Genomic DNA, 12,294 nt, shown 5'->3' on the forward strand with positions numbered 1-12,294 from the left:
ATTGAAAATAATTAGGAGAGAATTAATGAAATCATTAAGTAAAAAATATGAGCATTTTGAAGTAGAAAATGGTAAGTATGATTATTGACTAGAAAAACGATTATTTAGTGCTGATAATATTAATAATAAACCTGTTTTTAGTATGATTTTGCCTCCACCTAATATTACTGGTAAATTACATTTGGGTCATGCTTGGAATAATACTTTACAAGATGTTATGGCGCGTTATAAAATTTTAACTGGTTATAGTGTTACTTGATTTCCGGGAATGGATCATGCGGGGATTGCTACCCAAGTAAAAGTTGTTGAAAGAATATGAGATGAAGAGAAAAAACGGATTACTAGTTTTTCTCGTGATCAGTTTATTACTAAAGTTAATTCGTGAAAGGATGAATATGCTAAGATAATTCGTGAGCAATGAGCAAAATTAGGATTAGCATTAGATTATCGTTATGAGAAGTTTACTTTAGATAGTGATGTTAATCAATTAGTTAATGAAATATTTGTTAAATTATATAATGATGGTTTAATTTATCGTGGCAAAAAAATTATTAATTGAGACCCACAATTAAAAACAGCGTTATCGAATATGGAAGTAACTTATAAAGAAGTTCAAGGTAAGATGTATTATCTTAATTATCCCTTAGTAGATAGTGATGAAATGATTACAATTGCCACAACAAGACCAGAAACGATGTTTGCCGATCAAGCCTTAGTTTTTCATCCTAATGATGTTCGTTATCAAAAGTATCTTCATAAAGAAGCTATTAATCCGGTTAATAAACAAAGAATTCCGATAATTGTTGATGAATACATTGTAATGGAATTTGGAACAGGAATAATGAAATGTACACCTGCTCATAATTTTAATGATTATCAAATTGCTAAAAGACATAATTTGGATTTAATTATTTGTATGGATTCTGGTGGCATAATGAATGCCACAGCTTTACAATATGAGGGATTAGACCGTTTTGTTTGTCGACAACAGTTAATAGGCGATTTAGAAAAACAAAATTTAGTTGTTAAAATTTCTGATTTTGTTCATCAAGTAGGATATTCAGAACGCAGTGATGTTATTATTGAACCATATTTATCAGAACAATGGTTTGTTAAAATGCAGACATTAGTAAATAGAGCTTTAAAATTACAAAATAGTGCTGGTGCGATTTTGTTTTATCCATCAAGATTTGCAAATATTTTAGATCAATGGTTGGAAAATATTCAGGATTGATGTATCTCCCGACAATTGTGATGGGGTCATCAATTGCCAGTATGATATCATCAAGATACTAAGGAAATTATTGTAACCACAACGCCACCTAATAAAGAAGAATGAGTACAAGATAGTGATGTTTTAGATACTTGATTTTCTAGTGCTTTGTGACCTTTAATATTTGCACAACAAAATAATGATAAATTATTTTTTGAAAAATATTTGCCAAATTCCTTGTTAGTTACTGGTTATGATATTATTTTCTTTTGAATTAGTCGGATGATTTTTGAATCATTATATTTAATTAATAAAAAACCTTTCAAAGCGGTATTAATTCATGGTTTAATTCGTGATGAACAAGGAAGAAAAATGTCAAAATCTTTAGGTAATGGGATTGATCCAATGGATATTATTACTGAGTATGGTGCTGATAGTTTACGATTTTTTTTATTAACTAATAGTACTCCGGGGCAAGATTTACGATTTAGTATTACTAAAGTTCGTTCTTCGTGAAATTTTATTAATAAACTTTGAAATGCGAGCCGATATGCGCTTTTAAATTTAGCCGATGATTTTAAGCCAGTGAATAATATTTTAGATTTGCAATTAGAAGCTGTTGATTATTGAATTTTAAATAATTTTAATTTTGTTCTTGAAAAAGTGCAAGCAAATATGGAGAAATATGAATTTGTTGTTAGTGGTAAATATCTTTTTAATTTTGTTTGAGATGATTTTTGTTCTTGATATATTGAGTTATCAAAAAGTAATTTACAAAATCCTAAAACTAAAGCGGGCTCAATTCAAGTCTTATTTTATCTTTTAAAGCAAATTATTATTTTATTGCATCCTTTAATTCCTTTTGTAACTGAAGAAATTTATCAAAAGATGTTTAATAATGAAAAATCAATTATGGAAGAAAATTATCCGATAGTTTTAGAAAATATTGCTCCCATAAATTATTTAGTTAATGTTATTAACATTACAACAGTTATTAGAGAATTACGGGCAACAAGAAATATTAAGCATCACATTGCTTTGAATTTTAATTTAAATTCTGATAATCAAGATTATCAGAAATATGCTCAGGAAATTAATGGTTTTTTGCAAAAGTTAACTAATAGTCAAATGACAACTATTAATGAGAAAATATCTCATTTAGGACAAACAATCGCGCTTCCTTTAATTGATGGAACAATTGATGTTTTTTTAGATATGACAATTAATAAAAAAGAACAAGAATTATTTATTCAAAAACAGTTACAAGATATTCATTATGAGTTAGAACGAAGTAAAACAATATTAAATAATAAACAGTTTTTAAATAAGGCATCAATTGCAAAAGTTAATGCTGAAAAGCATAAATATGAACAGTATGAAGAATTATATAAACAATTGCAAAAAAAATTACAAGACATTTTATCTTAGTTATTAATAAATATTTTAAAGGAAATTCATTATTTTATAAGTAATTTAATTACGAGTGGAAAAATGAAGAAAACTAAAATTATTATTTTTGCTATTATAATAAGTATTCTTATTTTAATGGGATTTTTATTATCGCATTTTTTTTAATTTTGTAGAAAACTCTTGATATTTATTGAATATACTTAATTTTAGGTATATTTTTAATATGATAGGGGTGGCTAATAATTATGGAGAAAATAATTCAAGAACTAGTAAATACTTTAACAGATGATCAATTTTTAGAATTTTATGAAAAAGTCAAACAACAAGCAGAATTAATAAAGAAACAAAAACGTTTAAATGAAATTGATCAAAAATTTAGAGCACATGGTATTAAATGCCCTAAATGCTGGCACGGCGACCCTTTTTTGGACACTTTTTATGTAGACTTTCATTTTCTAAATTCAACAGGCGTTAAATAATTTAAACCACCATGTATTCTAAGATTGTTGTATCAATTAACAAAATCAAATAATTCGCATTTTAATTGTGTTAAATTTTCAAATTTTTTACCCTTGATAAATTCCATTTTAAAAGTTTTGTAAGTTGTTACTATAGCCAATTATTTCTCGATTAAACAAGTCAATTAATAAACAAATATAATGTCATTTTCCTCCAACTTGCACATATGTTAAATCACTAACAACAACTTCATTAGGTTTTTTGTTATTAAATTGACGATTTAAAACATTACTAATTTGGTCATTATTAACCATTGTTTTATGATTACGATATTTTAATTTGGTGTATTTAGAAACCAAATTATTTTTGATCATAAGGAATCTGATTTTTCGACGTGATAAGACAATATCTTTTCTCATTAAAACAGCTTTAATTTTACTAGCACCATAAATTTTACGAGCACCATAAATTTTAGGACTTTTATTAAATGCACTGATAACTTCTTCTTCATAATTATTAACATCATACTTAACACAATTATTAGTGCTGCTTGCTTTAAAATGTCATTTTCCATTCGTGATTGTTGGTTTTCTTTTCGCAAGTAAATTAATTCATTTTCTTCGACAGTGTGATTATCTTGCACTTTAAATGACCCAAAATTATTAAAATTTTCAATTCACTGATATACGGCTGATTTTGAAATTCCGTATTCTTTAATAATTTCAACAATGCTTTTTCCGTTTTGATAAATCATGACAATTTGTTTTTTAAATTCATTTGAATATGAGTTTTTCCCCATTTTTATCTTCCTACTTTCTTAATAATTTTATTTTATTTGAAAGTCCACATAAATATGGTCCAACTTATTGTAACCTATCCATGTGAATCTTACCATTGCGTTAAAAATGGACATAATTCAGAAGGAAAACAAAAATATTTATGTAAAAATTGCCGTGCAAGTTTTGACGCTTTTCGTAATCATTTTATTTATTGAAGTCATTTAAATTATGAACAATGAAATTTATTGATTCAAATTTCATTGCCGGGGCAATCTAGTAAAAAAATTTCTCGTTTTATTAAAACTACATTAAAAACTTCTTGATATAATCGTCAAAAATTAATGAAATAAAAACAATTAGAAAATACCCAATTAAAATTTAAAAAATTATCTGGTAAAATACAAATCGATGAAACATTTATTAAAGAAATTCATAAAGGAAATTTCAAACATAAAACTGATCCACGAAGAATTTACCTTGACCCATTCGCAACTAATACTAAATGCTGTATTCAAATGGCAGTTAATAATAATAACAATATTTATGTTAAATCCACAAACACCAAACGTTTACAAAAAAAATGAGTTATTGAAAATATGAACAAAGAATTAATTAACCAAAATTCAATTATTACTTCTGATATGCAAAAATTATATTTTTTAGTAGCAAAACAAACAAATTCTTTTAATTTTGTCGAAAACTCTTGATAAAATAAAAAAAATCATCAACTTGATAATTTTAAAAGGCTTTTATGTAAAATTAATATTTTTACTTTAATTTTTTATACATTAAAATATATTACCGCTGTTTGTTGGTTCGGAGTTAAACCCTTATGTTGGTATTTTCATTTTCAGAGATTTAAATAATTTTGAATATTAGTAAAACCTAAACCATGATAATGAATTAAGGCTTCTTTAAGACTAGATTGTAATTTACTGATTTTATTTAAGTTACGATAACTAGCTTCAGGATTAATTGTTGTTTTAGTTACACACAAAGTAGAATTTGTTTGTTTTGCTACTAAAAAATATAATTTTTGCATATCAGAAGTAATAATTGAATTTTGGTTAATTAATTCTTTGTTCATATTTTCAATAACTCATTGTTTTTGTAAACGTTTAGTGTTTGTGGATTTAACATAAATATTGTTATTATTATCAACTGCCATTTGAATACAGCATTTAGTATTAGTTGCGAATGGGTCAAGGTGAATTCTTCGTGGATCAGTTTTATGTTTGAAATTTCCTTTATGAATTTCTTTAATAAATGTTTCATCGATTTGTATTTTACCAGATAATTTTTTAAATTTTAATTGGGTATTTTCTAATTGTTTTGATTTCATTAATTTTTGACGATTATATCAAGCGGTTTTTAATGTAGTTTTAATAAAACGAGAAATTTTTTTACTAGATTGCCCCAGCAATGAAATTTGAATCAATAAATTTCATTGTTCATAATTTAAATGACTTCAATAAATAAAATGATTACGAAAAGCGTCAAAACTTGCACGGCAATTTTTACATAAATATTTTTGTTTTCCTTCTGAATTATGTCCATTTTTAACGCGATGGTAAGATTCATATTTAGGGCATTTAATACCTCGTGCTCTAAATTTTTGATCAATTTCATTTAAACGTTTTTGTTTTTTTATTAATTCTGCTTGTTGTTTGACTTTTTCATAAAATTCTAAAAATTGATCATCTGTTAAAGTATTTACTAGTTCTTGAATTATTTTTTCCATAATTATTATCCACCTCTATCATATTAAAAATATACCTAAAATTAAGTATATTCAATAAATATCAAGAGTTTTCTACAAAATTAAAACTGTTTTATTGTTATTTTTTATTTATTGTGTTAATTTTTTTACTAGTAATTAAAACTGTTGTTTTTGAAAATAATCGTTCTGAGCAATGAATAACTGTTAAGGTTGTCCAGAAATATCGTAATTATTATGTTGTTGAATATCAAAAAAATTATTTAATGATAAAAAAATATTTTTTTAATATTAGTTTAAATATTGCTGATCAAGTTAAAATTAAAGGCATAATATTTAAGCATCAAGCAATTAATAATTTTCATCAATATAATTGGGGTTGAGATTATTATGGTAAGCACATTGTTGGTGAAATTAAATTAACTAATAAGCAGTATTTTCATTATAAAGCGTTTACATTACGAAATTATATTTGAAAATGGTATGGCCATCCTTTTTGGACACTTTTTATGTAGACTGTCATTTTCTAAATTCAACAGGCGTTAAATAATTTAAACTGCTATGTATTCTAAGATTGTTATATCAATTAACAAAATCAAATAATTCGCATTTTAATTGTGTTAAATTTTCAAATTTTTTACCCTTGATAAATTCCATTTTAAAAGTTTTGTAAGTTGTTTCAGCCACAGCATTGTCATAAGTACAACCCTTCGCACTCAATGATCTTTTAATATTAAAGGTTATTAAAATTTCATCAATGATTTTATTTTTGAACTCATTACCATGATCAGTATGAAATAAAGTTATTTTATTTAATGGTCGTGTTATTTTATGAAAAGCTTGTTGAACTAGTTCAGCGGTTTTTTTGGTCCGGAACTATAGCCAATTGTTTCTCGATTAAACAAGTCAATTAATAAACAAATATAATGTCATTTTCCTCCAACTTGCACATATGTTAAATCACTAACAACAACTTCATTAGGTTTTTTGTTATTAAATTGACGATTTAAAACATTACTAATTTGGTCATTATTAACCATTGTTTTATGATTACGATATTTTAATTTGGTGTATTTAGAAACCAAATTATTTTTGATCATAAGGAATCTGATTTTTCGACGTGATAAGATAGCATCTTTTCTCATTAAAACAGCTTTAATTTTACGAGCACCATAAATTTTACGACTTTTATTAAATATACTGATAACTTCTTCTTCATAATTATTAACATCATACTTAACACAATTATTAGTTTGATAATAATATGTTGATTTTGCTATTTTTAATATTTGACACATTTTTAGCACAGGATATTTTTCTTTATTATTGTTAATAATAATCCCTATTTTTTGCCAATTATCATTGCTGCTTGCTTTAAAATGTCATTTTCCATTCGTAATTGTTGGTTTTCTTTTCGCAAGTAAATTAATTCATTTTCTTCGACAGTGCGATTATCTTGCACTTTAAATGACCCAAAATTATTAAAATTTTCAATTCACTGAGTATACGGCTGATTTTGAAACTCCGTATTCTTTAATAATTTCAACAATGCTTTTTCAGTTTTGATAAAGCATGACAATTTGTTTTTTAAATTCATTTGAATATGAGTTTTTCCCCATTTTTATCTTCCTACTTTCTTAATAATTTTATTTTATTCGAAAGTCCACATAAATATGGTCCAACTTATTGTAACCTATCCATACATGTTCCTACAATTGCTAATCCGCCAATTACTAAGGGTAATCCTAAATTTTCCGGAGCCAGCAGAGCAGCAGCACCGGTTTCTCCAACTATAACTCCACCTTCAACTGCTGCTGCTGCTGCTTCAGCAACAGTAATTGTTTCTGCGGTTGCTAAACTTTCTGTTGTACTGGTTGATAAGAGTGGCGGCATCACTAACAGTCATTTTGGTTCCATAAGCTGTTAATGCTCCTCCACTTAAAGCTGCTAATCCAGTATTTGTTAATTTCTCTTTAAAAGTTTTTTTATCATTTTCAGATAATGTTTGATAATAACGATTAACGCACCATAACTTTTAAATCTTTCATTGCTTTTAAAAATAAATCATATTGCTCTTTTAAATCTTCATCAGTAAGTTGTTTTCTTGCATCATTAAAAAATAATCGTAAAGTTCAAGATTTTTTATCTTGACCAAGTTTATCAACATTTTCATACTCATTAATAAGTTGCAAATCAACTAACTTATTACTAATATTTAATAATGGCTTAATAATGCTATCATAGTTTGTATCTTTATTAACTAAAAGCGAAAAATCAAATCAAGAAAACATATTTCTAATAATTGTCTGATATTTAATATCGTATTTAAAAAGTTCATTAATTAATGTCATATTTAATGAAATAATAAAATTATCATCTTTAAAATCTAATTCTTGTTGAATTTTTGGATGTACTTTACCAATTGTCGCAATTTGCTGATTTTTTATTACAACATTAGCTTGTAAATGCGGATGCAAATCATCGTATGTTGAAGGAACATACTGAATATCTTGATCATTAAAGTTTAATTTCCGCAATATTCCTTGCAATAATCCCTTAGTATTAATGAAATCAACAGTAATTGCTTGTGGTAAATAAGGAATATCCACTCATTTACCTTGCAATAAAATTGATAATTGTTGATGATGAAATTTTAAATCATCATAAATATCTTCATAACTATAAATTTTAATATCATTAATTTTTCGGAAATTATTATATTGTGCTATCGTTAATAACGAATTTACTAAATTAGTTCTTAAATAATGATGATTTAACGACATTGGTTGTAATACCTTAACAGGTTTTGTAACATTAAAAAAATTAAAACGATTTAAATTAATACTTGACTCTAAATTATAAGTTTTTGTTTCAAAAATATTTTGATTTAATAAATAACTAATAATTGTTTCTAAAATATATTTACTTCAATTTTTTTCTTTAGTTAATGGCATAAATAATGGCATTATATTAGGAATATTGTTATAACCATGTCTGCGAGCAATTTCCTCACTAATATCAGCGTCATTGACAATATCAAGGCGATACTTAGGGACGGTAATTACTAAATCATCATTAACACCAAATTCCGAAATTAAAAACCCTAACGGTTTTAAAAATTCAATAATATCTTTTTTTGTTAAATCACTAATGCCTAAAATACTTTTCTGGATTTTTAATGATGTTTTTATCACTACATTTTCTATCGCTAACAATTTATTATTAATTATTGGTGATACTTGTTTAATAGTTACAATTGATGTTAATAACTCTAAAAACCTTTGGATAGCAATTTCTAAATTATGCCCATTTGATGGTTTTGACCATCGTAATAAATTATTAGCATTAAGTAATGATAAATATCTTTTCTGTTGCTCATACATCTGCTTCTCATTTAAATGTAATGCTAAAACCACAAATTGTTTAGTTACATTAATAATTTCATATTTCTTGTTAGTCATAACACCTAACACTTCAATAATATCATCACTAGCAATGACAAAATCTTGTAAAGATATCTCTTGGTCATTAACTTTCGTTTCTGCCTTCGCTTTTTGAATTGATATTTCACCATTAATTTCTGAATAATCATACCCTACTAATGGTTGTCCGGTTTCTCAAGAAACATAATTTAGTAAATCTTGAATTAAATTATTTGGACGAATATTCGCATAACAAAGTCTTGAAAATAATCACTTTGGCGTAATGGCACTACTATCAATTAACACGGTAACATTTTTCATCGCTTTAACAAGATTATTATTAATTTTAATATCCAATGATAACTTATCATTAACTAAATTTCCTAAATGAGAAAAATCATCAGTTATTAACGATTTTAAGGGCAATTTAAAGAATGCCGCTAGCTCACGCGCTAATTCATAAGCACTTAAACAATCACTACGATTATAGGTCAAATTAATAACAAAAGCAGTATCATTTTCAAAAATATAACTTAAAGGATTAGTATTACCTAATGGATAATTAACATCCTCGGGAAATAAATAAACCCCAATAGCATCTTGATTAGCTAAAACTTCCTTGGGGATTCCTAATTCTTGTAATGAACAAATCATTCCTAAGGAAGACTTACTAGCAATCATTCTTTCTTCAATAATCATGCAATTGGCTAAATGAGCACCAATTTTAGCAAAAATAACAAAACGATTTTCTTCAACATTATTAGCGCCACAAACAACAGGAATCGGTAACTCTTCATTAATATCAACCATACAATACGATAACTTATCAAAATTAGCAAGTTTAACTTTTGATAATACTTTGCCAATAACAATATTAGTATTTAAAGTATCAAAACTAAAAACTCTTTCAACTTCAAAACCACTATCATTTAATGCTTGTTCAATGTCTTCATTACTAATATTTTTTAAATCAACATATTCATTTAAAAATTTACGAGTAAAAATCATATATATATGCTCTCCTATTATTCTAAAAATTTCTAAATTGCTTTAAAAAACGATAGTCATTATTATAAAAATGACGAATATCTTCAATACCATATTTTAACATTGCAATCCGCTCAATACCAATACCAAAAGCAAAACCTTGTAAAGAAGCAACAAGATTATTTTTAATAAAAACATTCGGACTAATCATTCCGGCACCTAAAATTTCTAATCACCCTGTATGTTTACAAATACTACATCCAATACCAGCACACTTAGTACAACTTACATCCACCTCAACTGATGGTTCCGTAAAAGGAAAATAACTGGGGCGCAAGCGCATTTTACTTTCTTCGTTAAATAACCGTTTAATTAAATAATTTAAAGTTCATTTCAAGTTAGCAAAGGAAATATTTGGTGCAACTAAAAAACCATCAATTTGCATAAACTGATGACTATGAGTAGCATCATCATCATCACGACGATAAACATTACCAATAGAAACAATAGCTGACGGTAAAGAAGCATCTTTATATTTTTCTAAATAACGAGCCATAACATTAGTACAATGTGTTCTTAACAAATAATTACTATCTAAATAAAATGAATCTTGCATCTCGCGAGCTGGATGATTTTTAGCTAAATTTAACCTTTCAAAGTTATATTCATCAGTATCTACTTCCTGTCCTTGCACAATTTCATACCCTAACTGTTCAAAAATTTCACTAATCTCACAAATAATTAAATTTAAAGGATGACGATTAGCAATCAAAAAACTATTCACTGGTAAACTAACATCAATTGTTTCTGATTTTAATTCTAATGCCAAATTTTCTTGCTTCAAAAATTTTTCTTGAGTTTCGAATAAACTAATTATTTCCTTCTTAAAAACATTAACAATCATTCCTAAAGAATTTCTTTCTTCATTTTTTAAATTACGCATTGTTCCTAATAAACTATCTAATTGCGATTTTTTACCTAAATATTTTATTTTTAAAGTTTGTAAAAGGTCTAAATCTTGACATTCATTAACTTCTTTTTTTGTTTGCACTAATAATTCCTGTAATTGTTGTTCTGTCATTTACTTCACCCTACTATCATATAATAACTTGTTTAATTATAACAAATTCTATGTAAACCCTAATAAAAAAAGAAATTATATTTTAAATATAATTTCTTTTTTTATCTTTCTTTTATCACAAGTAAATATTAAAATTGGATTGGTTAGAATAAGTTGGACCATATTTATTTGGAATTTCAAATAAAATAAAATTATTAAGAAAGTAGGAAGATAAAAATCAGCCGTATATCAGTGAATTGAAAATTTTAATAATTTTGGGTCATTTAAAGCGCAAGATAATCGCGCTGTCGAAGAAAATGAATTAATTTACTTGCAAAAAGAAAACCAACAATTATGAATGGAAAATGATATTTTAAAGCAAGCAACACTGATAATTGGCAAAAAATAGGAATTATTAACAATAATAAAGAAAAATATTCCGTGCTAAAAATGTGTCAAATATTAAAAATAGCAAAATCAACATATTATTATCAAACTAATAATTGTTTTAAGCATGATGTTAATAATTATGAAGAAGAAGTTATCAGTGCATTTAATAAAAGTCGTAAAATTTATGGTGCTCGTAAAATTAAAGCTGCTTTAATGAGAAAAAATATTATCTTATCACGTCGAAAAACCAGATTCCTTATGATCAAAAATAATTTGGTTTCTAAATACACCAAATTAAAATATCGTAATCATAAAACAATGGTTAATAATGACCAAATTAGTAATGTTTTAAATCGTCAATTTAATAGCAAAAAACCTAATGAAGTTGTTGTTAGTGATTTAACATATGCGCAAGTTGGAGGAAAATGACATTATATTTGTTTATTAATTGACTTGTTTAATCGAAAAATAATTGGCTATAGTGCCAGACCAAACAAAACCGCTGAACTAGTTAAACAATCTTTTCATAAAATAACACAACCATTAAATAAAATAACTTTATTTCATACTGATCGTGGTAATGAGTTCAAAAATAAAATCATTGATGAAATTTTAATAACCTTTAATATTAAAAGATCATTGAGTGCGAAGGGTTGTCCTTATGACAATGCTGTGGCTGAAACAACTTACAAAAATTTTAAAACGGAATTTATCAAGGATAAAAAATTTGAAAATTTAACAAAATTAAAATGCGAATTATTTGATTTTGTTAATTGATACAATAATCTTAGAACACATGGCAGTTTAAATTATTTAACGCCTGTTGAATTTAGAAAATGACAGTCTACATAAAAAGT

At 25.9% G+C, this 12,294-nt stretch carries 12 protein-coding genes and 2 pseudogenes; 6 read left to right on the plus strand and 8 right to left on the minus strand.

Features of this window, described 5'->3' with window-relative positions:
* Positions 1-22 precede the first annotated feature (22 nt).
* A complete protein-coding gene (locus tag I5Q57_RS03690) occupies positions 23-2,641 on the plus strand; it encodes a valine--tRNA ligase (RefSeq protein ID WP_215827045.1) in 2,619 nt (872 codons plus the stop codon).
* 227 nt (positions 2,642-2,868) lie between these two features.
* Positions 2,869-3,102, plus strand: a complete 234-nt coding sequence (locus I5Q57_RS03695; protein WP_215826862.1) for a hypothetical protein — start codon at positions 2,869-2,871, stop codon at positions 3,100-3,102.
* Here the strand turns inward: I5Q57_RS03695 and I5Q57_RS10060 are convergent.
* Genes I5Q57_RS10060 through I5Q57_RS10070 form a run of 3 tightly spaced genes read right to left on the minus strand, consistent with a single transcriptional unit; the run spans position 3,060 to position 3,881 of the window.
* Complete coding sequence (locus I5Q57_RS10060) at positions 3,060-3,242, minus strand: IS3 family transposase (RefSeq protein ID WP_440137649.1); 183 nt, start codon at positions 3,240-3,242, stop codon at positions 3,060-3,062. The genes I5Q57_RS03695 and I5Q57_RS10060 overlap by 43 nt on opposite strands.
* The gene (locus I5Q57_RS10065) at positions 3,211-3,501 is read right to left on the minus strand and encodes a hypothetical protein (protein WP_440137650.1); all 291 of its coding nucleotides are present in this window, start codon (positions 3,499-3,501) and stop codon (positions 3,211-3,213) included. Before I5Q57_RS10065 ends, I5Q57_RS10060 begins: the two co-directional genes overlap by 32 nt.
* Positions 3,501-3,881 (minus strand): helix-turn-helix domain-containing protein, encoded by a 381-nt coding sequence (locus I5Q57_RS10070; protein ID WP_440137651.1) that lies wholly within the window; start codon positions 3,879-3,881, stop codon positions 3,501-3,503. Before I5Q57_RS10070 ends, I5Q57_RS10065 begins: the two co-directional genes overlap by 1 nt.
* A gap of 54 nt (positions 3,882-3,935) precedes the next feature.
* Here I5Q57_RS10070 and I5Q57_RS03705 point away from each other — a divergent pair, with 54 nt between their 5' ends.
* Together I5Q57_RS03705 and I5Q57_RS03710 are read left to right on the plus strand one after the other, a co-directional pair.
* Entirely contained in the window at positions 3,936-4,211 is a 276-nt protein-coding gene (locus I5Q57_RS03705; protein ID WP_215826863.1) for an IS1/IS1595 family N-terminal zinc-binding domain-containing protein, read from the plus strand.
* 165 nt (positions 4,212-4,376) lie between these two features.
* A complete protein-coding gene (locus I5Q57_RS03710) occupies positions 4,377-4,571 on the plus strand; it encodes a hypothetical protein (protein ID WP_215826864.1) in 195 nt (64 codons plus the stop codon).
* A 71-nt stretch (positions 4,572-4,642) separates the two neighbouring features.
* Here the strand turns inward: I5Q57_RS03710 and I5Q57_RS03715 are convergent, their stop codons facing one another.
* Entirely contained in the window at positions 4,643-5,602 is a 960-nt protein-coding gene (locus I5Q57_RS03715) for an IS1/IS1595 family N-terminal zinc-binding domain-containing protein (protein WP_215826865.1), read from the minus strand.
* 113 nt (positions 5,603-5,715) lie between these two features.
* Here I5Q57_RS03715 and I5Q57_RS03720 point away from each other — a divergent pair, with 113 nt between their 5' ends.
* Positions 5,716-6,093 carry a hypothetical protein gene (locus tag I5Q57_RS03720; RefSeq protein ID WP_215826866.1) on the plus strand — a complete coding sequence of 126 codons (378 nt, stop codon included), beginning with the start codon at positions 5,716-5,718 and terminating at the stop codon, positions 6,091-6,093.
* On the opposite strand, the pseudogene I5Q57_RS03725 reads toward I5Q57_RS03720, so the two are convergent.
* From I5Q57_RS03725 to pheS, 4 genes and pseudogenes are all read right to left on the minus strand, one after another.
* Positions 6,086-7,197 (minus strand): annotated as a pseudogene (locus I5Q57_RS03725) (IS3 family transposase). The gene I5Q57_RS03720 and the pseudogene I5Q57_RS03725 sit on opposite strands and share 8 nt — an antisense overlap.
* Positions 7,198-7,261: 64 nt before the next feature.
* Entirely contained in the window at positions 7,262-7,474 is a 213-nt protein-coding gene (locus I5Q57_RS03730) for a hypothetical protein (RefSeq protein WP_215826867.1), read from the minus strand.
* Positions 7,475-7,596: 122 nt separating this feature from the next.
* A complete protein-coding gene (pheT, locus tag I5Q57_RS03735) occupies positions 7,597-10,008 on the minus strand; it encodes a phenylalanine--tRNA ligase subunit beta (protein ID WP_215826868.1) in 2,412 nt (803 codons plus the stop codon).
* A 22-nt stretch (positions 10,009-10,030) separates the two neighbouring features.
* Positions 10,031-11,068 carry a phenylalanine--tRNA ligase subunit alpha gene (gene pheS, locus I5Q57_RS03740; protein ID WP_215826869.1) on the minus strand — a complete coding sequence of 346 codons (1,038 nt, stop codon included), beginning with the start codon at positions 11,066-11,068 and terminating at the stop codon, positions 10,031-10,033.
* Positions 11,069-11,401: 333 nt separating this feature from the next.
* Between pheS and I5Q57_RS03745 the strand changes: the two are divergent.
* Positions 11,402-12,274 (plus strand): annotated as a pseudogene (locus I5Q57_RS03745) (IS3 family transposase); the annotation flags it as partial.
* Positions 12,275-12,294 lie beyond the last annotated feature (20 nt).

It is taken from the genome of Spiroplasma endosymbiont of 'Nebria riversi' (assembly GCF_018831625.1).
In the GTDB taxonomy this organism is placed as follows: Bacteria; Bacillota_I; Bacilli_A; order Mycoplasmatales; family Nriv7; genus Nriv7.